At 65.0% G+C, this 25,921-nt stretch carries 22 protein-coding genes, 1 tRNA gene and 1 pseudogene; 14 read left to right on the top strand and 10 right to left on the bottom strand.

The window, feature by feature from the left end:
- Positions 1 to 35 precede the first annotated feature (35 nt).
- Positions 36 to 4,673, bottom strand: a pseudogene (gltB, locus tag IGS74_RS09135) (glutamate synthase large subunit); the annotation flags it as partial.
- A 274-nt stretch (positions 4,674 to 4,947) separates the two neighbouring features.
- On the opposite strand from gltB, the gene IGS74_RS09130 reads away from it, so the two are divergent.
- Together IGS74_RS09130 and IGS74_RS09125 are read left to right on the top strand one after the other, a co-directional pair.
- Entirely contained in the window at positions 4,948 to 5,985 is a 1,038-nt protein-coding gene (locus IGS74_RS09130) for a low specificity L-threonine aldolase (RefSeq protein WP_192391143.1), read from the top strand.
- Positions 5,986 to 6,053: 68 nt separating this feature from the next.
- The gene (locus IGS74_RS09125; protein ID WP_039189545.1) at positions 6,054 to 6,326 is read left to right on the top strand and encodes an Rmf/CrpP family protein; all 273 of its coding nucleotides are present in this window, start codon (positions 6,054 to 6,056) and stop codon (positions 6,324 to 6,326) included.
- Between the two features lie 71 nt (positions 6,327 to 6,397).
- Here IGS74_RS09125 and IGS74_RS09120 read toward each other — a convergent pair whose 3' ends face one another.
- From IGS74_RS09120 to IGS74_RS09110, 3 genes are all read right to left on the bottom strand, one after another.
- Positions 6,398 to 6,535 (bottom strand): hypothetical protein, encoded by a 138-nt coding sequence (locus IGS74_RS09120; protein WP_192391142.1) that lies wholly within the window; start codon positions 6,533 to 6,535, stop codon positions 6,398 to 6,400.
- Positions 6,536 to 6,819: 284 nt separating this feature from the next.
- Entirely contained in the window at positions 6,820 to 6,993 is a 174-nt protein-coding gene (locus IGS74_RS09115; RefSeq protein ID WP_192391141.1) for a hypothetical protein, read from the bottom strand.
- A 37-nt stretch (positions 6,994 to 7,030) separates the two neighbouring features.
- Positions 7,031 to 7,495 (bottom strand): Hsp20 family protein, encoded by a 465-nt coding sequence (locus IGS74_RS09110; protein ID WP_039190952.1) that lies wholly within the window; start codon positions 7,493 to 7,495, stop codon positions 7,031 to 7,033.
- A 378-nt stretch (positions 7,496 to 7,873) separates the two neighbouring features.
- Between IGS74_RS09110 and IGS74_RS09105 the strand changes: the two genes are divergently transcribed.
- Entirely contained in the window at positions 7,874 to 8,857 is a 984-nt protein-coding gene (locus tag IGS74_RS09105; protein WP_192391140.1) for an alpha/beta hydrolase, read from the top strand.
- A gap of 4 nt (positions 8,858 to 8,861) precedes the next feature.
- Here the strand turns inward: IGS74_RS09105 and hisN are convergent, their stop codons facing one another.
- Positions 8,862 to 9,635 carry a histidinol-phosphatase gene (gene hisN / locus IGS74_RS09100; RefSeq protein ID WP_039190950.1) on the bottom strand — a complete coding sequence of 258 codons (774 nt, stop codon included), beginning with the start codon at positions 9,633 to 9,635 and terminating at the stop codon, positions 8,862 to 8,864.
- Positions 9,636 to 9,815: 180 nt separating this feature from the next.
- The gene (locus IGS74_RS09095) at positions 9,816 to 10,727 is read right to left on the bottom strand and encodes an N-formylglutamate amidohydrolase (RefSeq protein ID WP_192391659.1); all 912 of its coding nucleotides are present in this window, start codon (positions 10,725 to 10,727) and stop codon (positions 9,816 to 9,818) included.
- A gap of 107 nt (positions 10,728 to 10,834) precedes the next feature.
- Here IGS74_RS09095 and IGS74_RS09090 point away from each other — a divergent pair, with 107 nt between their 5' ends.
- On the top strand, positions 10,835 to 11,200 hold the full coding sequence (locus IGS74_RS09090) for a response regulator (RefSeq protein WP_039189534.1): 366 nt from the start codon (positions 10,835 to 10,837) through the stop codon (positions 11,198 to 11,200).
- 80 nt (positions 11,201 to 11,280) lie between these two features.
- Positions 11,281 to 11,355 (top strand) — tRNA-Val (locus IGS74_RS09085).
- 163 nt (positions 11,356 to 11,518) lie between these two features.
- On the opposite strand, the gene IGS74_RS09080 is transcribed toward IGS74_RS09085, so the two are convergent.
- On the bottom strand, positions 11,519 to 12,010 hold the full coding sequence (locus IGS74_RS09080; protein WP_192391139.1) for a DUF6790 family protein: 492 nt from the start codon (positions 12,008 to 12,010) through the stop codon (positions 11,519 to 11,521).
- A 223-nt stretch (positions 12,011 to 12,233) separates the two neighbouring features.
- Between IGS74_RS09080 and IGS74_RS09075 the strand changes: the two genes are divergently transcribed.
- Together IGS74_RS09075 and IGS74_RS09070 are read left to right on the top strand one after the other, a co-directional pair.
- Positions 12,234 to 13,700, top strand: a complete 1,467-nt coding sequence (locus tag IGS74_RS09075; protein WP_192391138.1) for a protein adenylyltransferase SelO — start codon at positions 12,234 to 12,236, stop codon at positions 13,698 to 13,700.
- A gap of 108 nt (positions 13,701 to 13,808) precedes the next feature.
- Entirely contained in the window at positions 13,809 to 15,464 is a 1,656-nt protein-coding gene (locus IGS74_RS09070; protein WP_192391137.1) for an acetolactate synthase large subunit, read from the top strand.
- A 16-nt stretch (positions 15,465 to 15,480) separates the two neighbouring features.
- On the opposite strand, the gene IGS74_RS09065 is transcribed toward IGS74_RS09070, so the two are convergent.
- From IGS74_RS09065 to IGS74_RS09055, 3 genes are read right to left on the bottom strand one after another with little or no spacing between them, the layout of a single operon-like run.
- Positions 15,481 to 15,822 (bottom strand): hypothetical protein, encoded by a 342-nt coding sequence (locus tag IGS74_RS09065; protein ID WP_192391136.1) that lies wholly within the window; start codon positions 15,820 to 15,822, stop codon positions 15,481 to 15,483.
- Positions 15,823 to 15,833: 11 nt separating this feature from the next.
- Entirely contained in the window at positions 15,834 to 16,175 is a 342-nt protein-coding gene (locus IGS74_RS09060; protein ID WP_206688235.1) for a hypothetical protein, read from the bottom strand.
- 11 nt (positions 16,176 to 16,186) lie between these two features.
- A complete protein-coding gene (locus IGS74_RS09055; RefSeq protein WP_206688234.1) occupies positions 16,187 to 16,963 on the bottom strand; it encodes a DeoR/GlpR family DNA-binding transcription regulator in 777 nt (258 codons plus the stop codon).
- A 310-nt stretch (positions 16,964 to 17,273) separates the two neighbouring features.
- Between IGS74_RS09055 and IGS74_RS09050 the strand changes: the two genes are divergently transcribed.
- The 7 genes from IGS74_RS09050 (at position 17,274) to IGS74_RS09020 (ending at position 25,917) form a co-directional block, all read left to right on the top strand.
- Positions 17,274 to 18,857, top strand: a complete 1,584-nt coding sequence (locus IGS74_RS09050; protein ID WP_192391135.1) for an ABC transporter substrate-binding protein — start codon at positions 17,274 to 17,276, stop codon at positions 18,855 to 18,857.
- 81 nt (positions 18,858 to 18,938) lie between these two features.
- Positions 18,939 to 19,919, top strand: coding sequence for an ABC transporter permease (locus IGS74_RS09045; RefSeq protein ID WP_039189509.1), 981 nt, complete (start codon positions 18,939 to 18,941; stop codon positions 19,917 to 19,919).
- The gene (locus tag IGS74_RS09040) at positions 19,919 to 20,839 is read left to right on the top strand and encodes an ABC transporter permease (protein ID WP_192391134.1); all 921 of its coding nucleotides are present in this window, start codon (positions 19,919 to 19,921) and stop codon (positions 20,837 to 20,839) included. The genes IGS74_RS09045 and IGS74_RS09040 overlap by 1 nt, the downstream gene beginning before the upstream one ends.
- Before the next feature lie 56 nt (positions 20,840 to 20,895).
- On the top strand, positions 20,896 to 22,692 hold the full coding sequence (locus IGS74_RS09035; RefSeq protein ID WP_246723134.1) for an ABC transporter ATP-binding protein: 1,797 nt from the start codon (positions 20,896 to 20,898) through the stop codon (positions 22,690 to 22,692).
- Between the two features lie 32 nt (positions 22,693 to 22,724).
- Positions 22,725 to 24,017 carry a Zn-dependent hydrolase gene (locus IGS74_RS09030; protein WP_192391132.1) on the top strand — a complete coding sequence of 431 codons (1,293 nt, stop codon included), beginning with the start codon at positions 22,725 to 22,727 and terminating at the stop codon, positions 24,015 to 24,017.
- On the top strand, positions 24,014 to 24,985 hold the full coding sequence (locus IGS74_RS09025) for a phosphotransferase (RefSeq protein WP_192391131.1): 972 nt from the start codon (positions 24,014 to 24,016) through the stop codon (positions 24,983 to 24,985). The genes IGS74_RS09030 and IGS74_RS09025 overlap by 4 nt, the downstream gene beginning before the upstream one ends.
- Positions 24,982 to 25,917: a phosphotransferase gene (locus IGS74_RS09020; protein WP_192391130.1), complete on the top strand. Its 936-nt coding sequence runs from the start codon at positions 24,982 to 24,984 to the stop codon at positions 25,915 to 25,917. The genes IGS74_RS09025 and IGS74_RS09020 overlap by 4 nt, the downstream gene beginning before the upstream one ends.
- The last annotated feature ends 4 nt before the right edge of the window (positions 25,918 to 25,921 follow it).

Raw genomic sequence — 25,921 nt, 5'->3', positions numbered from 1 at the left:
CTCCGTCCAGTCTCAATCAGTTCCACAACGCCGGGTTATTCTGCCGCGACGGCCATGCGCATGCGCTCCATTTCCTGCAGCGCGCGGCGGTATTCGACAGGCATGACCTTCACGAATTTCGGCCGGTGGCTTTCCCAGTTGGCCATCATCTCCCTGGCCCGCGACGAGCCGGTGTAGTGGAAATGATTGGAGATCAACTGGTACAGCCGCTCGTCGTCGTGGCCCGTCATGTCGGACGACACGTTGACCCGCCCCTTGTGCTGCAGGTCGCCGCCATGATGGTGCAGCTTTTCGAGCAGGTCGTCCTCTTCGGGCACGGGCTCCAGGTCCACCATCGCCATGTTGCAGCGCTCGGCGAAATCGCCGACCTCGTCGTAGACATAGGCGACGCCGCCGGACATGCCGGCCGCGAAGTTGCGCCCGGTCTGGCCGAGGATGACGACGACGCCGCCGGTCATGTACTCGCAGCCATGGTCGCCGACACCTTCCACCACCGCGATGGCGCCGGAGTTGCGAACGGCGAAACGCTCGCCGGCAACGCCGCGGAAGTAGCATTCACCGGAGATCGCCCCGTAGAGGACGGTGTTGCCGATGATGATGGACTCTTCGGGTACGATACGGGTGTTGGCGCGCGGCTTCACGATGATGCGCCCGCCGGAGAGCCCTTTGCCGACATAGTCGTTGCCGTCGCCGACCAGCTCGAAGGTGACGCCGCGCATCAGGAAGGCACCGAAGCTCTGTCCGGCCGTGCCCGTCATCAACACCCTGATCGTGTCGTCGGGCAGGCCCTTGAGGCCGTACTTCCTGGCAACCGCGCCGGACAGCATCGCCCCGGCCGAACGGTCGACGTTGGTGATGGGCGTTTCCACCACCACCGGCTGACGCCGCGACAAAGCGGGCTCGGCCTCGGCAATCAGCTTGCGGTCGAGGATATCGGCGATCGGATGCTCCTGCCGGCGCGTCCACAACAGGTCTTCACGCGGCGCATCGGGCTTGAAGAAGACCTTGGAGAAGTCGAGGCCCTTTGCCTTCCAGTGATCGATCATCGGCTTCTTGTCGAGCCGGTCGGATTGTCCGATCAGCTCCGAAACGGTGCGCACGCCCATTGCGGCCATGATCTCGCGCACTTCCTCGGCCACGTAGAAGAAGAAGTTGATGACGTGCTCGGGAAGGCCCTTGAAGCGCTTGCGCAACACGGGATCCTGCGTGGCGACGCCGACCGGACAGGTGTTCAAATGGCACTTGCGCATCATGATGCAGCCGGCGGCGATCAGCGGCCCAGTGGAAAAGCCGAACTCGTCGGCGCCCAGCAACGCACCGATGACGACGTCTCGGCCGGACCGCAGCCCGCCATCCACCTGTAGCGCGATGCGCGAACGCAGCCCGTTCAGCACCAGCGTCTGCTGGGTTTCGGCAAGGCCCATCTCCCAGGGGGAGCCGGCATGCTTGATGGAGGTCAGCGGCGAAGCGCCCGTGCCGCCGTCGTAGCCCGATACGATGATGTGGTCGGCGCGCGCCTTGGCGACGCCCGCCGCAACCGTGCCGACACCCACTTCGGATACCAGCTTGACCGATATGTCCGCTTCCGGATTGACGTTCTTGAGATCGTAGATGAGCTGGGCCAGATCCTCGATCGAATAGATGTCGTGGTGCGGCGGCGGCGAGATCAGGCCGACGCCCGGCGTGGAATGCCGTGTCTTGGCAATGGTCGCGTCCACCTTGTGGCCGGGAAGCTGTCCGCCCTCGCCGGGCTTGGCGCCCTGCGCAACCTTGATCTGCAGCATGTCGGCATTGACGAGATAGTCGGTCGTCACGCCGAAGCGGCCCGAGGCGATCTGCTTGATGGCGGACCGCTCGGGGTTCATGCTGCCATCGGGCAGCGGCTGATAGCGATCCGGCTCTTCGCCGCCCTCGCCGGTGTTGGACTTGCCGCCGATACGGTTCATGGCGATGGCCAGCGTCGAATGCGCCTCGCGCGAGATCGAGCCGAAGCTCATCGCCCCGGTCGAAAAGCGCTTGACGATGTCCCGGGCTGGCTCGACCTCGTCCAGCGGCACCGGGTTGACGCCCGCCTCTTCGGCCATGCGGATGCGGAACAGGCCACGGATGGTGGAGTTGGCGACCGCGCTCTGGTTCACCAGCGCGGCATATTCCTTGTACTTTTCCCAGCTTTCCAGCCGCACTGCATGCTGCAGCGTGGCGACCGCTTCCGGCGACCAGATATGCGCTTCGCCCCGCGTGCGGTAGGCATATTCGCCGCCCACCTCCAGCGAGCGCGCCAGAACCGGATCGGCTGAAAAAGCCAGCGCGTGGCGCACCGCCGTCTCACGGGCGATCTCTTCCAGGCCGACGCCCTCGATGGTCGTGGCCGTGCCGGCGAAATAGCGATGCACGAACTCGGTCTTCAGGCCGATGGCATCGAAAATCTGCGCGCCGCAGTAGGACTGGTAGGTGGAGATGCCCATCTTGGACATCACCTTCAACATGCCCTTGCCGACCGACTTGATGAAGCGGTTGACGATTTCCTTCTGGTCCACCTCGGGCGGGAAATCGCCGCGCGCATGCATGCCGAGCAGCGAGTCGAAGGCCAGATACGGGTTGATCGCCTCTGCGCCATAGCCGGCCAGGCAGGCGAAGTGATGTACCTCGCGCGGCTCGCCGGATTCGATCACCAGCCCGGCCGCGGTGCGCAGGCCCTTGCGGATGAGGTGGTGGTGCACGGCGGCACAGGCCAGCAGCGCCGGAATGGGGATGCGGTCCGGGCCGACCTGCCGGTCGGACAGGATAATGATGTTGTAGCCGCCCACGACGGCCGCCTCGGCGCGCTCGCACAGGCGCTCAAGCGCACCCGCCATGCCATCCGCGCCCTGGTCGGACGGGTAGGTCATGTCGAGCGTCTTGGTGTCGAACCGGTCTTCCGTATGGCCGATGTTGCGGATCTTCTCCAGGTCGCCATTGGTCAGGATCGGCTGGCGCACCTCCAGCCGCTTGCGGCGCGACGTGCCTTCCAGATCGAAGATGTTGGGGCGCGGCCCGATGAAGGAGACCAGGCTCATCACCAGCTCTTCGCGGATCGGGTCGATCGGCGGGTTGGTGACCTGCGCGAAGTTCTGCTTGAAATAGGTATAGAGCAGCTTCGACTTTTCCGACATCGCCGAGATCGGCGTATCGGTGCCCATCGAGCCGATGGCCTCCTGGCCGGTGGTCGCCATCGGCGCCATCAGGATGCGCGTGTCTTCCTGCGTGTAGCCGAACACCTGCTGGCGATCGAGCAGCGACACGTCGGAGCGCGACGCGCGGGGCGCAACGGGCTTCTGGTCCTCCAGGATAAGCTGCGTCTGCTTCAACCAGTCGCGATAGGGGTTGGCCGTGGCGATCTCGGACTTCACGTCCTCGTCCGACACGATCCGACCCTTCTCCAGGTCGATCAGCAGCATGCGTCCGGGCTGCAGCCGCCACTTCTTGACGATACGTTCTTCGGCAACTTCCAGCGTCCCGGCCTCGGACGCCAGGATGACGTAATCGTCGTCCGTGACCACGTAGCGCGCGGGGCGCAGGCCGTTGCGGTCGAGCGTCGCGCCGATCTGCCGTCCATCGGTGAAGCAGACGGCGGCCGGCCCGTCCCATGGCTCCATCAGCGCCGCGTGATACTCGTAGAAGGCCTTGCGCTCCGGCGACATCTGCTTGTTGCCGGCCCACGCCTCGGGAATGAGCATCATCATGGCATGGGCAAGCGAGTAGCCGCCCTGTGTCAGGAATTCGAGCGCGTTGTCGAAACAGGCGGTGTCGGACTGCCCCTCGTAGGAGATGGGCCAGAGCTTGGAGATGTCGTTTCCGAACAGTTCCGAATCCACCGACGCCTGGCGCGCCGCCATCCAGTTGACGTTGCCGCGCAGCGTGTTGATCTCACCATTGTGGGCGACCATGCGATAGGGATGCGCCAGCCGCCACGACGGGAAGGTGTTGGTGGAAAAACGCTGGTGCACGAGCGCGAGCGCGCTGGTGAAGCGCTCGTCGCGAAGGTCGGTGTAATAGGCGCCCACCTGGTAGGCCAGGAACATGCCCTTGTAGACGATGGTGCGCGAGGACAGCGACACGACATAGAAGTCGGTGTCGACGGCGTTCATCTCGTCATAGACGCGGTTGGACACCACCTTGCGGATGATGAAGAGCTTGCGCTCGAACTCCGCGTCGCTGGCACAACCGGGCGAGCGGCGGATGAAGACCTGCCGGTGCACCGGCTCGGTCGCGACGATCTCCTCCGCCTTCGACAGGCATGAATTGTCCACCGGCACCTCGCGCCAGCCGATGACCTGCTGGCCCTCTTCGGCGGCGGCCTTCTCGAAGACTTCCTTGAAGTGCAGCCGGCGTGCCTCGTCCTGCGGCATGAACACGAAGCCGACGCCGTAATGCCCCGGCTCGGGCAGGTCGACGCCCTGGGCCGCCATCTCCGCCTTGAAGAATTCGTGCGGCAGCTGAACAAGGATACCCGCGCCGTCTCCGACCAGCGGGTCGGCGCCCACCGCCCCGCGATGGGTGAGGTTCTCGAGGATCTTCAGCCCCTTCTGAACGACATCGTGCGACCGCTGGTTCTTCATGCTGGCGATGAAGCCGACGCCGCAGGCGTCATGCTCGTTCGCCGGGTCGTAGAGACCGGTTGCGGCGGGCAGGCCGTAGCCCTCTCCCCGCGCCTTGCCGCTCAAGCTGGACGTCAATCTCTTCATGGCGTTCTCTCCCCTCGCCCGGCCGGGCGCCGCGCAAGCTTGCATGACCGAGCGCCGCCAGATACGACAGCACCACTGACCTATCGCTCTTATTACAGGTTTCGATTGCGACTGACAATGTCTTACTTCAAACGGTTCAAAAATTAAAGATACATTCTAAAAATGCAATTAAATCGATTAGAATGCGCTTTACGCGCTGGATTGACCGGAGTAATCACCACCCATGATATTCTCTTCCGACAACTGGTCCGGTGCTCATCCGGCAATCTCCGCCTCCCTCGCGCGTCATGCGGAGGGCATGGCAGCCGCCTATGGCAGCAGTCCGCTCGATACGGAGGTGGCGCGCCGCTTCGACGCCCTCTTCGAGCGCGAGGTGGCTGTCTTTTACGTCGGCACCGGCACGGCAGCCAATTCGCTCGCGCTATCGGCGTTCAATCGTCCTGGCGGCGTGGTGCTGTGCCACGGCGAGGCCCATATCATGGTGGACGAGTGCGGTGCGCCCGAGTTCTTCGCCCACGGCTCCCGGCTTGCGCCCGTTGCCGGACCGGGCGGAATGATGGAGCCGGCGGCCCTGAAGCGAGCCCTGGAAGGCTTCGACCCTGCTTTCGTCCACGGCGGCAGGCCGGTTGCCGTATCGATCAGCCAGTCGGCCGAATCCGGGGCGCTCTATGCGCCTGCGACGGTCGGGGAGATTGCCTCCAACGGCCACGGCCTTGCCGTCCATATGGATGGCGCGCGCTTTGCCAACGCGGTGGCTGCCTTGGGGATATCGCCGGCCGAGGCCAGCTGGAAGGCCGGCGTGGACGTGATGTCGTTCGGCGGCACGAAGAATGGCTGCTGGTGCGCCGAGGCGATCGTGTTCTTCGATCCGGACAAAGCCGCCGACTTCGCCTTCAATCACAAGCGCGCGGGACAGCTTTTCTCGAAGTCGCGCTTCGTATCCGCCCAGTTCGACGCCTATCTTACCGACGATCTATGGCTCTCGCTGGCCAGCCATGCCAATGCCATGGCTGATGGCCTTCGCCGGGGTATCGAGACGGCCGACAACGCCCGTTCCGCCTGGCCGACAGCCGCCAACGAGGTCTTTGCGGTTCTGAAACGCGACGCCGCCGACCGCGCGCGCGCCGAAGGCGCCCTCTTCTACGACTGGCATGTCGGCGGGGATACGCCAGTGGGCGACGACGAGGTCCTGGTACGGCTGGTCGCAAGCTGGAGCACGAGCCTGGAGGAGGTCGAAAACTTGATCCGCCTGATCGGCTGATGTTCCGGAACCTCGCCCGGACTTGATGGTTTTTCCTGGTGGACACCATCTCATCAGGAGGTTCTACAATGTCCAAGGATGCATTTGCCCAGGGTAAGCTGGCCTTCGCGCACAACCTGCCCATGTCGTCCTGCGAGTTCCCGGTTGGATCCAGCCTGCGGGCCGACTGGATGTCCGGCTGGACGGAAGCCAGCAATCTTTCGCGCAAATCCGCGGCAAAGGCGGACCCGCACCCTGGAATGATGGGTGACGGAACCGAAGAGCAGAACCTGAACCAGAAGGGCGACCCATCGGCCCGCATCACCGAAGGCGAGGTCCGTGACGCCTTCGGGCGGCACTGACCCCTTCCGGCCGACACTGAAACGGCGGCCCATGGGGCCGCCGTCATCGTATCTGTCGCCTGGTGTCGACCTCAGGCGGCATCGGCTTCGGGCGGTTTCGCATTCGCGTTGTCCGCGATTGCGATTTCGAAGAGCAGAACCTGAACCAGAAGGGCGGCCCATTGGCCCGCATCACCGAAGGCGAGGTCCGTGACGCCTTCGGGCGGCATTGACCCCTTCCGGCAGACACTGAAAGGCGGCCCATGGGGCCGCCGTCATCCTATCTATCGCCTGGTGTCGACCTTAGGCGGCATTCGCTTCAAGCGACTTTGCATTCGCGTTGTCCGCGATTGCGATTTTAAAGAGCAGAACCTGAACCAGAAGGGCCACCCATCGGCCCGCATCACCTAAGGCAAGGTCCACGACGCCTTCGGGCGGCATTGACCCTTCCGGCCGACACTGAAACGGCGGCCCACGGGGCCGCCGTCATCGTATCTGTCGCCTGGTGTCGACCTTAGGCGGCATTCGCTTCGAGCGACTTCGCATTCGCGTTATCCGCGATTCCGATTTTGTAGAGTAGAACCTGAACCAGAAGGGCGGCCAATCGGCCCGCATCACCGAAGGCGAGGTCCGTGACGCCTTCGGGCGGCATTGACCGCTTCCGGCCGACACTGAAACGGCGGCCCATCGGCCGCCGTCATCCTATCTATCGCCTGGTGTCGACCTTAGGCGGCATTCGCTTCGAGCGACTTCGCATTCGCGTTGTCCGCGATTGCGATTTCGATGCGACGGGGCTTCATGGCCTCGGGGATGATGCGGACGAGGTCGATATGAAGGAGCCCGTTCTTCAGCGTAGCGCCCTTGACCTCGACATGCTCGGCAAGCTGGAAACGACGCTCGAAAGCACGTCCTGCAATGCCGCGATGGAGGAACCGGTTCGCTTCGCCTTCCGGCTCGCTGCGCTCGCCCTGGACGGTCAGCACGTTCTCGCGCGATTCGATGGACAGTTCGCTGTCCTCGAAGCCCGCGACGGCCATGGTGATGCGGTAGGCGTTGTCGCCCGTTCGCTCGATATTGTAGGGCGGGTAGCTTTGGGAATTATCGACCCCTCCGGCAGTGTCCAGCATCTTGAACAGGCGGTCGAAGCCGACGGTGGAACGATACAGCGGGGCAAAATCAACGTTACGCATGGTGAGTGTCCTCTTGATCATCGAGCAACTTGCGTGATGGACGGAGTGCGAACCCCCTGAAACGGCGGGCCCTTCCGGCCAGCGGCCCCATTTCGGCGACCGCATGATCGAGGTGGTGGCTGTAAAATCGGCTTTCAAGGGTCCGCGGCCCGCTTTTTGCGATGAACGGTAGATGAACGCGCCCTTCCCGTTTCGTTCAGGCGCGGAGATGCAGGGTCGGGTCCGAAATGGAAAACCGATCGCGGCGTCCCGTCCCTTCCGCTGCGATCGTTCAGGCCGGAAACGTTCGAAGAGCGTTTCCGGCCTTTTTTTCTGGAAACCATGCGGAAACCAAATCCAGGGTAGTTCTCCACCCTGCCTTTCCGGCATAGGTAGATAATGGACGATCGCCCGACATTCTTCGATACGCCCGGCAACCCGGCACCCGATCGCCTTTCCGGCGGGTATGTCGCCGCCCCGAACGGCCGCCGCCTGCGCTATGCCGTGGCGCGTCCGAAAGGGCCCTCCCGTGGCACCGTTCTGCTTCTGCCCGGCCGCAACGAGTGCATCGAGAAATATTACGAGACGCTGGGCGACCTTACCGCGCGCGCCTTCACCGTGCTGACTTTCGACTGGCGCGGACAGGGTGGCTCGGACCGCCTTCTGAAGAACCCTCAGAAGGGCCATGTCAGCCGGCTCGACCATTATTACGCCGATTTCGAGCTCATCTTCCGCAACGTCGCGCTGCCCGATTGCCCGGGGCCCTACGTGATCCTTGCCCATTCGCTCGGTGGATTGATCGCGTTGCGCTTCATGCCGCGCCTTGCCAACCGCATCGAGCGCATCGTCTGCTCGGCCCCGCTGGTCGGCCTGCCGGCACGCGGAAGCGTCATCGGAGCGATGGCGGCCGCCATGCGATGGACCGGAATGGGCCGCTTGTCCCTGCGCCGGCTCAAGCGGCTCGGCCCGGACTGGAACATCGCCACGAACCCGCTGACCAGCGATCCGGCCCGGTTTCAGCGCAACCGCGCCATCGTCGAAGCGGCGCCGCATCTCAGCGTGAACGCGCTGACGGCGGCCTGGCTCAACGCCACCTTCCGGGCGATGCGTCGGCTGGAGAATGCCGATTTCATCGCAGGGCTGCACGTTCCGACGCTGATCGTCACCGCCGGAGCCGACAGGGTTGTGGATTCCGCCGCGGCGGAGCGTCTGGCCTGGCGCATGCGCTCCGGCCATGTCCTGTCGATCCCGCATGCGCGGCACGAGCTGCTCCAAGAGCAGGACCTCTTCCGCGCGCCCTTCCTGGCGGCCTTCGAAGGCTTCGTGGAAAGCTCCATGCCGATGCCCGACCGGAACGGCGTTCTGCCCGAGCCTGCCGTATGAGGCGTCAGCCGTTCAGCAGGGCAAGCGCCGCTTTGTGCAATTGCGGCGTCGCGGCCGCGATGACATCGCCGCCACCCTCGGCCCTGCCGCCGTCGAAGGTGGTGACGATACCACCGGCCTGCTCGATGATGGGGATCAGGGCGACGATGTCGTAGGGCTGCAGGCCGGTTTCCACGCACAGGTCGATATGGCCGGCCGCCAGCATGGCGAAGGCATAGCAGTCGAGGCCGTAGCGTGACAGGCGGACCTTGTCCTCCAGCGCCGCGAAACGCTCCTTCATCGGGCCGTCGAACATGCGGGGATTGGTGGTGGTGAGCGTCGCGTTTTCCAGCGCGCCGACATCGCGCACATGCAGGGTGGCCTGGCCTGCGGGGCCGTCCATGAAGGCGCCGTCACCCACCGTCCAGAACCGTTCGCCGATATAGGGCTGGCTCATGATGCCGGCGCGCGCCTTGCCGCCGACCGTCAATCCGACGAGCGTTCCCCAAACCGGCACGCCCGAAATGAAGGGACGCGTCCCGTCGATGGGATCGATGACCCAAAGCGCATCACCGTCGCCCTGCCGTCCGAACTCCTCCCCCAGGATGGCGTGGTCCGGAAACTCGGCGGCGATGAGAGCGGTGATCGCCCTTTCGGCCTGCCGGTCCGCTTCCGTCACGGGGTCGAACGCACCGGGCACCTTGTTGTCGATGGCCAGCTTCTGCCGGAAGCGCGGAAGTGTCTGGCCAGCGGCGGCATCGGCGATACGGAACAGGAAGTCGGCGTCTGGCATGGTCATCATGATGGGCGGCCCCGAAGAATGCGTGAATGCTTCGCGCGTCAATAGTACGATTCTTGACACATGTCGCATCGCATCATTATATTGCAACGCGACAAAGCGATTTGTCGGCGCCCTTTTCGGGCGTTCCTCCCTAGACTTGACCGCGCCACGCCTTTGCGTCGCGCGGTATTTTTTTTCCTATTCCGCTGCGGCCGGCCGCGACGCCTCGGCCGCAAGATCGCCGGCGAAGGCTTCCACGAAGCGGCGGAGATTTTCGTGCATGGGGGCAAAGCCGTCCGACGGCGCGAAGGCAGCCTCGTCGGCGTAGAGGCCGCGGCTGATCTCGATCTGGATGGCATGGACGTTGTTGCGCGGCCTGCCGTAATGCTCGGTTATGTAGCCGCCGGCATAGGGCTTGTTACGCACGACATCGTAGCCGAGGCCACGCAGCTCTGCGATGGCCGCGGCGACGTAGCGCGCATCGGCGCTGGTGCCGAAGCGATCGCCGACAACCATGTCCGGGCGGCGGTTACCGGGAAGCGGCCGGACGGAGGATGGCATGGAATGACAATCCACCAGCACCGCCATGCCGAACCGCTGCACCGTCGCTTCCACGAGCTGCTCGAGCTGGCGATGGAAGGGGAAGTAGATCCGCGATATGCGGCCGAGACCCTCGGCTGCCGACAGGCGGCCATTGTAGATTTCCTGTCGCTCGGCGACGATGCGCGGAATCGTGCCGAGCCCACCCGCGACGCGGGGGGACACCGCGTTGACATGGGCCGGCAGCGCGCCGTCGAACATGGCCGGATCGAGCTCGTAGGGCTCGCGGTTGAGGTCGAGGTAGGCGCGCGGGAACCGCGCCACCAGCAGCGGCGCGCCGATCTCGGGTACGAAGTCGAAGAGACGGTCGACGAAAAGGTCTTCGGAGCGGCGGACGGCATCGCCCTTCAACCGCGACAGGGCGATGAAGTCGGCGGGGTAGGCCCTGCCGCTGTGGGGCGAGCAGAAGACAAGCGGCACGGTCTGGCGCGACGGCCCAAGAACCTCGAACGCCGGGCACGGCCCCGCAGAGGTTTCGAAGTAAGGCACGTCATTTGCCGTGATCGTCATACTCACCCACTGGCTTCGCACAGGCTACATCGTCTATCTAATGTCAGGCACGGAGGCTATACAATCCGTCATCTGCCGGCCGATGGCCGGCCCAACGGGAAAAGGCAATGTCGAAGATTCTGCTGGCCGAAGACGACAACGACATGCGGCGTTTCCTCGCCAAGGCGCTGGAGAAGGCCGGGTACGAGGTGACGTCTTACGACAACGGTGCCAGCGCCTATGAGCGCCTGCGGGAAGAGCCATTCTCCCTGCTGCTGACCGACATCGTCATGCCGGAAATGGACGGAATCGAGCTGGCCCGCCGGGCCACGGAGTTGGACCCGGACCTGAAGGTCATGTTCATCACGGGCTTTGCGGCAGTGGCCCTGAACCCCGATTCCAAGGCTCCCAAGGACGCCAAGATCCTGTCCAAGCCGTTCCATCTCCGCGAGCTGGTTGAAGAGGTCGGCAAGCTGCTGCAGGACGCCGCATGATTTTTTGTCCGGGGCCGAAAAGTGGCCCTGGAATCACTTGACCGGACGGCGACCCTATGGTCTATGCCGCTCCATCGAATGGGCGTGTAGCTCAGCGGGAGAGCACTACGTTGACATCGTAGGGGTCACAGGTTCAATCCCTGTCACGCCCACCATTCGATCCCCTTCTTTGTACGGTGTATGTCAAGACACGAAGTTCCCGCCATGGTCATCGGACCTTGGCGCGTCCAGGCGAGCGCTTCGGCCTCCGTGTGCGCATGCCGGACGACAAAGGCCCGTCCAGCCCAAGCCGAGCGGGATCATACGGCGATGCCGCAGTTAAATGTGCTCGGAGCGGGCTTTCCACGACAGATACAGGAGCGTCGGCATCAGGATCACGTGCAGGAGCGTGATGGCCTGCAGGATGCCCATGTTGTCCGGCGCAAAGTCGCCGGCCATTGCCTGCTGCACATGGCCGATCAGTACACCCGCATATGAAAGCGTCGCCATCGCCACGACGGCGCTCTTGAACGACAGCGACCTCCAGAAGGAAGCGATTGCGGTCAGACCGAGCGCCATGTCGGAAATACCGATCTCGAACTCGAACGGGCTCGGTTCCCAGCCGATCTGGGCTGAGGCGATATGCGGGAAGAACACATGGAAGAAGCCGCCCCATGTGGACTCGACACCAATCGATAACAGCAGAAGCCAGTTCAGAAAGCGCGTCGGCGCATGATCCGGCTCGGAGCGCAGGCTGGCAATCACCAACGCTGCGACCAGCATCACGAGAGGGATGTTTTTCAACAGAAGCTGGATACCGGATGCGATCATGATGCCTCTCCAGGACAGCTATGCTACCTTCTGAAAGGGCAAGCTACAACGTCGCAGTGGAACCTTGCGCGGCAACGGGTGAGAACGGCTTTCGACCGATCCCGCCCAGGTGGGCACTCCCGGGCGGCATGACCATCTTCTCGACATGTGGATCCGGCACGCCATCTGCGGTGTCGAGACCGGCGATACCGACCGGCGACGCCAGAAAAGCGGTGCGCAACCCATGACCCGACATTTTGCCTTCGATAACAGCTATGCCCGGCTGGGGCCCTCCTTCCACCGCCGGACGCATCCGACGGTCGTCGACCGGCCCCGGCTCCTGCTGTTGAACCGCCCGCTTGCCGAAGAACTGGGCCTGGACCCCGAAGCCTTCGCGACGGACGAAGGCACGCGCATCCTTGCCGGCAACGAAATTCCCGAAGGCGCGGAACCGCTTGCTGCAGCCTATGCGGGGCACCAGTTCGGCAATTTCGTTCCGCAACTCGGCGATGGGCGGGCGATCCTTCTCGGGGAAGTTGTCGATCGCAACGGACATCGCCGCGACATCCAGCTGAAGGGATCCGGCCCCACGCCCTTTTCGCGAAGCGGCGACGGGCGCGCGGCCCTTGGCCCGGTCTTGCGCGAGTATCTCGTCAGCGAGGCCATGGCCGCACTCAACGTGCCGACCACCCGCGCCCTTGCGGCCGTTGCCACCGGGGAGGCCGTGTACCGGGACGAGGTCCTGCCGGGTGCGGTGCTGACACGCGTCGCATCCAGCCATGTGCGCGTCGGCACGTTCCAGTTCTTCGCAGCCCGTGGGGACCAGGAGTCCGTTCGCCGCCTTGCGGACTACGTCATTGCCCGCCACGATCCCGGGGCGGCAGAGGCGACGAACCCCTATCAGGCCCTGCTGGAAGGCGTCTGCCGGCGTCAGGCCCGGCTGGTGGCGCAGTGGATGCAGGTCGGCTTCGTGCATGGCGTCATGAACACCGACAACATGTCGATCTCCGGCGAGACCATCGACTACGGGCCTTGCGCGTTCATGGATGCTTACGACCCGGCCACGGTCTTCTCATCCATCGACCGCACCGGACGCTATGCCTACGCCAACCAGCCGATGATCGCGAAATGGAATCTGGCGCGTCTGGCCGAATGCCTGCTTCCGCTGTTCGACGCCGGCCCGGATGCTGCCGTCGAAGAGGCCTATCGCATTCTGGACGGGTTCACGCAGACGTTCAAATCGGCCTATCTTTCAGGCTTCGGCGCGAAACTGGGCCTGCAAACCCAGCGTGACGGTGACGCGGCCCTGATCGAGTCGCTTCTGGAGCGGATGGCGCAGCAGCGGGCGGACTTCACCCTGACGTTCCGGCGGCTCGGCCCCGCCGCCGAGAGCACCGACGCGTTCGAAGCTGTCGCCGCCCTGTTCGACGATCCCGCCGTCTTCATCGACTGGGCTGAGGGTTGGCGTGCGCGCCTCGATCAAGAGCCGATGGAGCCGGGAGCGCGCCGGCATGCAATGGACCGCGTGAACCCGGCGATCATACCACGCAATCATCTTGTGGAAACCGTCCTGGCCGCGGCAGGCGAAGGCGATCTCAAACCCTTCGAAGACCTCTCCCGCGCGTTGTCCGCGCCTTACCAGGCAAGCCCCGATCACGAGGCCGCCCCGCCGCCTCCCGCGCAGCCATACCGGACATTCTGCGGCACATAGCGGCGTCGGCCGCCTGACAGCAAAACGATGTTGCGGACGCATCTTCACTCGAACATGAGCAGACATTTCCCTAAGCTGCCGCAACCCACAGTAAAGAGGATACCAAACATGCCCAAGGGATCCGACCTGTTCGTAGCGGCACTGGAGAACGAAGGCGTCGACCGGATCTTCGGCGTACCGGGAGAGGAGAACCTCGACGTCCTGGAATCGCTGCGGAACTCGCGCATCGAACTGGTGCTGACGCGTCACGAGCAGGCAGCCGCCTTCATGGCGGCGACGCACGGACGGCTGACGGGCAAGCCCGGCGTCTGCCTTGCCACGCTCGGCCCCGGCGCGCTGAATTTCTCGACCGGCGCCGCCTACGCCCATCTCGGCGCGATGCCGATGATCCTCATCACCGGCCAGAAGCCGGTGATGAGCGCCAAGCAGGCGCGATTCCAGATCGTCGATATCGTCGGCTCGATGAAGCCCCTCACCAAGATGACGCGTCAAATCGTCAGTCCGGCGAGCATCCCGGCCATCGTGCGGGACGCGTTTCGTGTGGCCACCGAAGAGCGGCCCGGCCCCGTCCATCTGGAACTGCCGGAAGATGTCGCCGGCGCAGAGGTGGACAGCGTTCCGCTGATTCCGCCGCACGAACTGGTCCTGCCTGTGGCACGGGCCAGCGTCCTGGATGCGGCCGCCGGGACCATCCTGGCGGCAAAACGCCCGCTGGTCATGATCGGCGCCGCCGGCAACCGGCCCTCGCTCGTCGACGCACTGTCCGATTTCGTCGCCCGCACCCGCCTGCCCTTCTTCAACACCCAGATGGGCAAGGGCGCGGTGACGGGCGGCTCCAACCTCTATATGGGCACCGCGGCGCTGTCCGAGGGCGATTATGTCCACGAGGCCATCGAGCGCGCCGACCTGATCATCGCCATCGGCCACGATACGGTGGAAAAGCCGCCCTTCCTGATGAAGAGCGCCGGGGGGCCGAAGGTCGTCCATATCGGTTACCAGTCCGCCACGGTGGAGCAGGTCTATCATCCCGACATCGAGGTGATCGGCGACATCGCGGCCACCGTCACGGCGCTCGGCGAACGGCTCGAAGGCCGGTTGCGGCCGGACGATGCCATGCTCGACCTGCGCAAGACCATCCTTGCCCGCATCAACGACCGCGCCGAGGAAGACCGGTTCCCGATCACGCCGCAGCGCATCGTCCACGACGTCCGCGCCGTGATGCCCGAAGACGGCATCGTGTGCCTCGACAACGGCATGTACAAGATCTGGTTCGCGCGGAACTACCGCACCCATGTCGCCAACACGCTGCTCCTGGACAATGCGCTCGCCACCATGGGGGCCGGACTGCCTTCGGCCATGATGGCGGCCATGCTCCATCCCGGTCGACGCGTCATGGCGGTCTGCGGCGATGGCGGCTTCATGATGAACTCGCAGGAACTGGAGACGGCGGTTCGGCTTCGGCTCAACCTCGTCGTCGTCATCCTGAACGACAGCGCCTACGGGATGATCCGCTGGAAGCAGGCCATCGACGGGTTCCCGGATTTCGGGATGAGCTTCGGCAATCCGGACTTCGTACGCTATGCCGAAGCGTACGGCGCCAAAGGCTCGCGCGTCGGCGCGGCGCAGGATCTGGTGCCGACCCTGGAGGCGGCCTTTGCCGGGGGCGGCGTGCATCTCGTCGACGTGCCGATCGACTATTCCGAAAATACCCGGGTGCTGGTCGACGAATTGCGCAACCGCGTTCCCGACATCGAACTGACCTGAGGCACGCGACGCCTCGTCAGCGCCTGGACGAATGGATGCGACCGTTCGCCAGCGCGATCTGGAGCTCGCTGCCGCCATCCGTCACGAGAGGGTCGATATCGTCGAGCCGGCCGACCGAGACCCGGTTTTCCACGCCAACCTTGCCCGACTGGCAGAGCAGCATCACCTTGCGTGCTTGCCGGATCATGCTGCGCGCGACATCGGCCTCGTGCATTTCATAGTAGGTCACGCCACGCGCCGGATGCAGGCCGACGGGCGAAATCACGGCGTAATCCACGAGATAGCGCCCGATCTCCAGAACCGTCGTTTCGCCGTATGTCGCCGGAACCGTGATATGAGGACGGCCGCCGGGCAGCACGCGACGCCTGGTCAGCGCCTGGACGAATGGATGCGACCGTTCGTCAGCGCGATCTGGAGCTCGCTGCCGCCATCCGTCACGAGATGGTCGATATCGTCGAGCCGGCCGACCGAGACCCTGCTTTCCACGCCAACCTTGCCCGACTGGCAGAGCAGCATCACCTTGCGTGCTTGCCGGATCATGCTGCGCGCGACATCGGCCTCGTGCATTTCATAGTAGGTCACGCCACGCACCGGATGCAGGCCGACGGGCGAAATCACGGCGTAATCCACGAGATAGCGCCCGATCTCCAAAACCGTCGTTTCGCCGTATGTCGCCGGAACCGCGATATGAGGACGGCCGCCGGGCAGCACGCGACGGCTGGTCAGCGCCTGGACGAATGGATGCGACCGTTCGCCAGCGCGATCTGGAGCTCGCTGCCGCCATCCGTCACGAGATGGTCGATATCGTCGAGCCGGCCGACCGAGACCCGGCTTTCCACGCCAACCTTGCCCGACTGGCAGAGCAGCATCACCTTGCGTGCTTGCCGGATCATGCTGCGCGCGACATCGGCTTCGTGCATTTCATAGTAGGTCACGCCGCGCACCGGATGCAGGCCGACGGGCGAAATCACGGCGTAATCCACGAGATAGCGCCCGATCTCCAGAACCGTCGTTTCGCCGTATGTCGCCGGAACCGTGATATGAGGACGGCCGCCGAGCAGCAGGATGTCGCAACCCGGCCCCCTTTCCGCAAGCCGTGCGATATCGAGTGAGTTGGTGATGATGTTGACGTCGCCGCGGCGCGTGATCTGCGTGGCGAAGGCCAGCGTCGTGGTGCCGGCATCGATGAACAATGTCGCACCGCGCGGGATGATCTCGCATGCGACCTCGCCGATGGCACGCTTTTCTTCCGCGTGGGCCTGCAGGCGTTCGGCAAAGACGCGCTCCGGCTCCACCGTGCGCTCGGGCGCCACGGCGCCGCCATGCACCCGCCTCAGGACCCCTTCCTGCTCCAGCTCGGCAAGGTCGCGCCGGACCGTCTCCCGCGAGACATCCAGAACGCCGGCCAGCCGTTGCGTCGAGATGCGCTTCTCTTCGTTCAGGAGTTCCAGAATCTTCGAGTGGCGCTCATGCGGCCACATCAACCCGCCCTCACTCACGCAGACGCTCCCTTGCTGACACACCGATAAACGCACGTCGCCTGTGCAATTGCCAGCCCCAACCCCACGCATTTTGCACATACATTAATCACTGCGCTTTTTTTATCCGTATCTTCTGTTTTCGTGTGGATTCACTACCGAAGGTGTGCATACTTACCCCAGCCGATAGCAAAACACCACACATTGCCACTCGGCGACATTCTTAGGACATGCCCCGTGCCGCTATCGGGACGGGATGGATCGAGCGGCCGCGCGAGCGTGCGCCGCACCGCTCGCGATCGTCGTTCGTCTTGGTGTCAGGGGACTTTCTATGACCAGCTTCGTCACTCGCAGACGCATTCTCCAGGGTGGTGCCGCGCTTGCCGGAATGGCCGGCTTCGCACAGATCGACCCCGACTTCCTCCTTTCGTCGGCTTTTGCCCAGGAGGCGCAGCCGATGGTGTTCCTGTCGGCGGAGAACATCACCGGCAACTGGGATCCGACGGCGCACACGACGCTGTCCCAGAAGAACATCGAGGGCTTCGTCATGGGCTTCCTGACGCGCACCCCGATGACGTTGGAGGATCCGGGCGCGGTCGTCTACGAGCTCGCCACCTCCATCGAGCTGCTCGATCCGCATCGCCTGCAGATCAAGCTGCGCGATGACGTGCAGTTTCACGACGGAAAGCCCTTCCTGGCCGAGGATGTGAAGGCGACATTTGAGTACGGGTCGCAGCCCGACCGTCCGGCCCAGTGGTATCCGGGCCCCACCGAGACGTTGACCATCGAGACCCCGGACGACCACACGGTGATCGTCGATACGAGCAAGGGCGGCTATCCCGCCCACCTGTTCATGTTCCTGGCTTCTTTCCTGCCGATGATGTCCGCCAAGGATATCGCGGAGGGGCCCGGCGGCCCGCTGTCCCAGCGGCTCAACGGCACGGGCCCCTTCCGCTTCGTGGAGCAGCGCGGCAACGATACCGTGCTCGAGGCCTTCGACGGCTACTTCAAGGGCAAGCCGTCGATCCCGTCGATCAACTTCACCTTCGTCGGCGATTCCACGACGCGCATGCTGTCCCTGATGAACGGCCAGGCCAACATCGTCGAGCGGCTGGAGCCGGAGCAGGTCGACACCGTGTCCGGCAATGCGGACATTGCGATCAACGAGGTCGTATCCGTCGAAAACAAATATCTCTGGTTCCGGTGCTCCAAGCCCCCCTTCGACGATCCGCGCATCCGCATGGCGGCATGCCATTCCATCGACCGCGAATTGATCCTGGAGCTTCTGGGGACGGCCGGACACGCGTCCAGCAACTTCGTCTCGCCGGTCAAGTTCGGCTACATCGAGCTGGAGAATTATCCCGCCTACGACCCCGAGCGCGCCCAGGCATTGCTGGCGGAAGCCGGCTTCCCGGGCGGCGAAGGCCTGCCGCCGCTGGAATACATCACATCTGTCGGCTTCTATCCGAAGACGGTGGAATACGGCGAGGTCATCACGGCCATGCTGAACGAACAGGGCTTCAACGTCAGCCTGACCGTGCTGGAACCGGCCGCATGGAACGAGCGCCTGTATCATCGCCCCGGCGGCGGCCCGGGCCACATGGTGGATTGCGGCTGGTCGACCGGTTCGCCGGAGCCGGACCTCGTGCTGCGGACGCACTTCCACTCCTCTTCGCACCGCATCACCGGCATCGAGGACGCCGAAATCGATGCCAGCCTCGACAAGGAGCGCAATGCTTCCACGCTGGAAGAACGCCAGGCGATCCTGCAGACCGAGACGATGCCTCTGCTGGCGCGGAAGATGCCTGCGCTCTCGCTGTTCACATCGGTCATGATCCACGCGATGCGCAAGGAGCTTACCGGACTCTACATCTACCCGGACGGCTCCATCGACGCCACCGGCAAGGTCGCCTGACCAGGGCCCCGGGAAGCCCGCCGCCAGGATCGCGGCGGGCCTCGCATCGTTCCCGAATGCAAGACCGGAGCTTGTCGCCCGATGTTCGTCCTCAGCTTCCTCGCGCGTCGCCTGACGCAAGGCGCGCTGATCATCTTCCTGGTGTCGCTGCTGATCTTCACGCTGCTGCGCGTCGTGCCCGGCGATCCGGTGCGCCTGATGGCGGGCGGCATGGCGCCGGAAGCCCTGATCGAGCAGATCGCGACTGAAATGGGCCTCCGCGACCCGATCATCGTACAGTTCGGCCGTTACATGGGCGATGTCGTCCAGGGAAATCTCGGGCAATCCTTCGTGCGGCCGGCCAGCGGCGCGGCAACGGGCGGCGCCAGCTTCGGCGACACGACGCGCGGGGAGCGGGCCGACGTCATGACGCTCATCCTCGATGCGTTGCCGATGACGCTGCAACTGGCGGCCCTGGCGCTGGTATTCGCGCTGATCTTCTCGTCCATCGTCGGGATCGCGGCCGGGTTGCGGCCCGGCGGCATCGCCGACAAGCTGGCCTTCGCCATCTCGTCGGTCTTCATCTCCATCCCCAACTTCTGGCTGGGCATCGTCCTGGCGCTCTTGTTCTCGGCACATCTCGGCTGGTTGCCCGCCATCGGCTACCGCGGCTTCGCCTATACGATCCTGCCGGCCATCGTGCTGGCGGTCGAACTGTCGCCGGTGCTGATCCGCACCCTGTCCAGCGCCGTCGCGGCGCAGATGAGCGCCTCCTATGTCAGCGTCGGCCATGTCCGGGGTCTGTCGCGGCCCCGCATCGTCGCGCACCATGCGTTGCGCAACGCGGCCGTGCCGTTGCTCAACTTGCTGGGTGTCCAGTTTTCCTCGCTGCTCGGCGGCGTGATCATCGTCGAATACATCTTCGACTATCCCGGCCTCGGCCTGCTGACGATCAACGCCGTCCTGCAACGCGACTTTCCACTGATCCAGGGCATAGCCATCGTCACCGCCGCGATCTTCGTGATCATCAACATTCTCGTCGATCTCGCTGCCACCACCATCGACCCGAGGCTCGAATACTGATGAGCGCCATCGACCCCACTCTGGTAACGGGCGTGGCACGCACCGCCCCCGCCGGCCGTTCCGTGGCACGGCGCATTCTGGGCCGGGCCGCGCGCTCCACGGAATTCCGCATCGGTTTCGCCGTCTTTCTCGTGCTCGTCCTCGCCGCGGCCCTGTATCCGGCCATCAGCGGGATCGATCCCACGGCGATGAACGTGCGGGCCCGCCTGCTGCCGCCGATCTTCCTGGGAGAAAAATGGAGCTGGGCCCATCCGCTGGGCACGGATCAGATCGGCCGCGACATGCTGGTGCGAAGCCTTGTCGGCCTGCGCTACTCCCTGTTGATCGGGGTGGCGTCCGTGGCCGTAACGCTTGCCATCGGCTGCACCCTCGGCACGCTGGCCGGATATTTCGGCGGGCGCTCCGACACCGTCATCATGCGGATCACGGATGCCCAACTGGCCATTCCGATGATCATCCTGGCCATCGCCGTCCTCGGCGTCTCGCGTCCGACCATTCCCGCGATCGTCCTGGTCCTCGGTCTTTCCAACTGGCCGGTCTACGCCCGCATCATGCGCTCCGTCGTCATGGCCGAGCGCGGGCAGGAATATGTGCGCGCGGCCCAGGTATCGGGCGCCACGCATGCGCGGATCCTGCTGACGCTGCTCGTGCCGCTGCTGATCCCGCCCATCCTGTTTACCTCCGTCCTGGACGTGGCGCGCATGATGATCTTCGAATCCATCCTGGGCTTCCTGGGACTCGGCGTGCAGCCGCCGACGCCGACCTTCGGCAACATCATTGCCGATGGCCGCAAGTACCTCCTGAACGCATGGTGGATCGCCACGATGCCGGGCGTCTTCCTCTGCCTCACCTTGACCAGCATCAACCTGATGGGATCCGCCTTCGAGCGCGCCCGCAACTCCATCCATGGAGGCGCCTGATGAACGCGACAGCCCAGCCCGTCCTGTCCGTCGAGGGATTGTGCGTGGACGTGGCCATGCCCGGCCGCGAACATGCGATCCTGAAGAATGTCACCTTTACCGTGGCCCCGCGCGAGATCGTCGGCGTCGTCGGGGCCTCCGGCTCCGGCAAGACAGTCCTGTCGAAGGCTATCGTCAACTGGATCGACAGTCCCCTTCGCATCTCGTCGGGCAAGGTCGTCTTCAAGGGCCGCGATATACTGGCGCTCTCGGGAGGCGACATGCGGCGGCGGCGCCGCGACATCGCCTATGTCGGCGCCAACCCGATGGGCGCGCTGGACCCGACGCTGCCGGTCGGCGCCCAGATCGTCGAGAAGCTGCGCGCGGTCGCGCCCGAAATCTCGAAGACGGATGCGCAGGCCCGTGCGATCGAACTGCTCGAAGCGGTGCGCATCCCTTCGGCGCGCGCGCGCTTCCACGATTATCCATCGCAATATTCGGGCGGCATGATGCAGCGTGCCCTGATCGTGGATGCCATGGTGGCAAACCCGACCCTGCTGGTGGCCGACAACGTCACCCAACCGCTCGACGTCACCGTGGCGGCGCAGGTGATACGCCTGATGCGCGAGTTGTCCGATACGTTCGATACCGCGGTCCTGTTCGTCTCGTCTTCCCTTCCCGTCGCCCGGGAGGCCGCCGGCCGCATTCTCGTCATGGACGATGGACGGCTCGTGGAGGAACAGCCGAGCGAGGCGCTCGTGGCCGCGCCGCGCCATGCCTACACGCGCGAGCTGGTGGCGCAGATACCGGTGATCTGGGGCGCGGGGGCTCCGCGCCCTCCGGCCAGCGTGGCGAACGACCGCCAGCCGGTCATCCGTCTCAACGACGTATCGCAGACCTACGACGTGCGGCGGCGCGGCTCCTTCGGCAAGACGGATGCCCTGCGGGCCGTCCGCAACGTGACGTTCGACGTGCATCGCGGAGACAGCTTCGCCGTGGTGGGGGAATCGGGTTGCGGCAAGTCCACGCTGATGCGGCTCCTGAGCCGGCTGGAAAAGCCGTCAGGAGGGCAGATCCTGTGCGAAGGCCAGGACATCTCGCGCCTGACCGGACGTGCGCTTCTGGGCTTCCGCCGGAAGCTGCAGCTCGTGCTGCAGGATCCGTTCGGCTCTCTTCCGCCACGCACCTCGATCGGCGCGATGATCGAGGCGCCGCTGCGCGTGCATGGCTGGCGCGAGGCGGCGCGCATCCGCGATAAGGTCCGGCAGGTCATGGACGACGTCGGGTTGCCCGTATCCCTGTACGACGAGTTGCCCACCGGCCTGTCGGCCGGCCAGCGGCAACGCGTCAACGTGGCGCGCGCCATGGTGCTGGACCCGGAAATCCTGCTGATGGACGAGACCTTGTCCGCACTGGACCAGACCGAGCAGTTCCGCCTTCTGGCCCTGTTCGACAAGCTGCAGCGCGAACATTCGCTCACCTACATTTTCATATCCCACGACCTCGGCATGGTCCGGAAGGCCTGCAACCGCATCGCGGTCATGTACCTAGGAGAGGTCGTCGAGCTGGCCGACAACGAGCGGCTCTTCTTCGATCCGGGGCACCCCTACACGAAGGCGCTCCTGTCGGCGATGCCGACGCTGGAGAGGCGGCGCTACAGGCCGGAGGACTGCCTGATGGAGGGCGAGCCGCCAAGCCCGATCGACCTTCCGCAGGGGTGTTCGTTCCGGTCCCGCTGCCCGCAGGCCTTTGCCCCGTGCGCAAGCCGGAGCCCCCATCTGACCACCCGCAGCGACAGCGATTTCGCGGCCTGCCACCTGGTTTCGGGCCCTCTCCCGCGGGATGAGCCGCGCCACCTTCCCGCCACCGCCTGACCACGCATTCCATATCGAGAACGGATCGTCCGATGCCAGACAGCCACGCCACACATTCCGCCCACATCGATGCAGACCGGCTGCAGGCCATGATGGATGCCGTGCAGCCCTTCGGCGGCGGCGAAGGCGGGGCGATGACCCGCCTGACCCTGTCGCGTGAGGATGGCAGGGCCCGCGACTGGCTGGCAGCATGGTTTTCCGCCAATGGATTTACGCCGAAGGTGGACGCGATCGGCAACCAGTTCGGCCTTGTCGACCTTGCCGGCCGGGACGCGCCGCTGGTCATGGTGGGTTCGCATCTCGACAGCCAGCCCAATGGTGGCCGCTTCGACGGGACGCTCGGCGTCCTGTCCGCCTGCGAGGCCATCCGGGCCGTCCGCGACACGCTGGCACAAGACGGAAGCGCCGCCGCCTGCAACTTCGCGGTGGCCAACTGGACCAACGAAGAGGGCGCGCGCTTCCAGCCCAGCCTTCTCGGCAGCAGCGTGTTCACCGGCGCCACGGCACTGGACTGGGCGCTGGACCGGCGCGACGGCAACGGCATCACCGTGCGGGACGCCCTTGCCGACATCGGCTATGCGGGCACAGATACAGTGCGCGTGCCGGACGCGCTGATCGAGCTTCATATCGAGGGCGGGCCGTTCCTGGATCGCGCCGGCGAGCGTTTCGGCGCCTTCACGCGGTTCTGGGGCGCGACCAAGTACCGGCTGGCCTTCATCGGCCGCCAGGCCCACACCGGGCCGACGCCCATGGCGGAACGCAAGGATGCGCTGCTGGCCGCCGCGCATGTCATCACCGGCCTGAAGGCGCTGGCGGGCGAGCATGGCCTGGAACTGCATACATCGGTCGGCCGCCTGGAGGTCTACCCCAATTCACCCAACACGGTACCCGGCGAGGCGGTCCTGTTCATCGAGCTGCGCTCCGGCTCGCCGGAGGTGCTGGAAGCGGCCGAGGACAGTTTGAAGACCATGATCGCCGATGCGGCGGAGGCGGTCGGCATCTCTTACGAGGTCCGCTCCATCGACAGGCGCGCCGCCGGCCGCATGGACACCGGCCTGATACGGCTGGCCGAGCGCGCGGCAGAGGCGCGCGGCGCCGGGACGCGCCACCTCGACACGATCGGCGGGCATGATGCCGTCAGCCTTTCGGCCGTATGCCCGGCCATCGTGCTGGCCGTACCCAGCGTCGGCGGCGTCATCCACCATCCAACGGAATATACGCGGCCCGAGGACCAGGCGTTCGGCACGCAGATCCTGGCCGACATGCTGATAATCCTCGCCACCAGGGGCATGGCCGCCATCGCCGTGGAGGAAACCCCTGTATGAAGCCGCTCGGCGCACCGAAGGACGGCCAGGAAAGATTGGCGGAAGCTGCCCTGTCGTCGGTGCCGTTCCTGGACGCGCGCGCACTGCGCTACGAGCCCGCCCTGTCCGGTGCCGCGTCCCCCTCCTACCAGGGGGTCGAGTCGACGCTCTATCGCGTCACGCAGGCTGAGGGCGAACAGCCATCCCTGTTCCTGAAGGTGCATCAGGCCGAATGCGCCGAGCTGTTCGACCCGGCCCGCACTTTCGGGGCCGGGAAGGCGCTTGCGCAATTGGGCCTGACGCCCGAGCCGCTGCATCTGGCGGCGGATCAGGGGGCGATCCTGTTTCGCCTGCTGGGGCCGGAATGGCGGCCGGCGACACTGGACGCGCTCGGAGAGGAGGCATGCCTTTCCACCGTGGTCGCGACGCTCCGTACCATCGCGGAAGGCCCTCCCATGGGGAAACGCTGGACGGTCTTCGACGGTATTGCCGACATGCGTGAGCGTCTCGGCCCGGAAGCGGACACGCTTCCGGACGATGCCTGGTGGCTGTTCGACGGCATTGCCGCCATTGCCGAGGCGCTGGCGGCGGCAGGCGCCGACAGCCGGCCCGCCCATGGCGACCCGCATGCCACGAACATCATGCTGGGCCCCGATGGCGCGGTCCGCCTCGTGGATCTCGACATGGCGTGCGACACGGACCCCCATTATCAACTCGCGGCGCTTCTCAACGAGGCGTGCCAGTTCGACAGCGAGATGCGGGCGGGCATCGAAATGTGGAACGGGGCGTGGAGCGAGGCGCTGTACAATCGCTGCCTCGCCTATGCGGCAGCCGACGATCTCTACTGGGGACTGAGAGCCCTTCTGTTCGATCGCCTTTCGCCACGAACCTCGCTCGAGTTCCGCAAATATGCGGCCTGGCGCCTTTTGCGCTGCCGGATGCGTATCAACCGTCCAGGGTTCGAGGAAACGCTGAGGAGGCTTGGATGATCGCTGTGGGCCATGCCGCCACGGAGGCGGAACGCATGCTCGAAGGCGCCGTGGCGGAAGTCGCCCCGTGGCACAACCGGGCAATACACTACGCCCCCGTCACCGGTGGCATCAGCAACGTCAACTGGCGGGTGGCGGTGGACGGCGAGCCGCACGACTATTTCGTGAAGATCCCGGGCCGCGGCACGGAAATGTTCATCGACCGGGCCGCCGCCCGCGCGGCGAGCCGCCAGGCGGAGGACATCGGCCTCGGCCCGCGTACCTTCGACTATCTGGACCGGCTGGATGTCGAGATCGCGCAGTTCGTCGAAGGGCGTCGTCCCTCCACCCATCGCGACTTCGCCGCGCCGGCGATGCGTGCCGAAGCGATGCGGGTCTACAGGCAGTTCCACGCGGCGCCGCTGCTGCCCCTGACCAAGACCGTCTTCGACATGATCGACGAACACGACCGGCAGGCAGCCGACCTCGGCGCCCGCCTGCCCCCCGATCACGCATGGCTGAGCCGGCAGTACCGGATCGCGCGGCAGGCGCTGGAAGCCTCGGGTCTCGATCTCGTGCCCTGCTTCAACGACCCGATGCCCGGCAACTTCCTCATCGGCGACGACGGAACGATCCTCCTGATCGACTTCGAATATGCCTCCAACAACGACCGGATGTACGATCTCGCCATCTGGAGCAGCGAGATGTTCTTCCCCGAAAGCGTGGAACGGTCGCTGATCGAACTGTATTTCGGGCAGTGCACCGAGTCGCTCCATGCACGGCTGGTCGTGCACAAGGCCCTGGCCGACATCAAGTGGTCGACCTGGGCGATGGTGCAGAACCGGCTATCGACCCTGGAATTCGATTTCTACAAATACGGCATCTGGAAGCACATGCGCGCGCGCTCCATCATGAGCGACCCGCGCTGGCCCCATTACCTGAAAGCACTGTGATCCG

Source organism: Aureimonas sp. OT7 (assembly GCF_014844055.1).
Classification (GTDB): domain Bacteria; phylum Pseudomonadota; class Alphaproteobacteria; order Rhizobiales; family Rhizobiaceae; genus Aureimonas; species Aureimonas altamirensis_A.
This window is presented reverse-complemented; position numbering and strand designations above follow the sequence as displayed.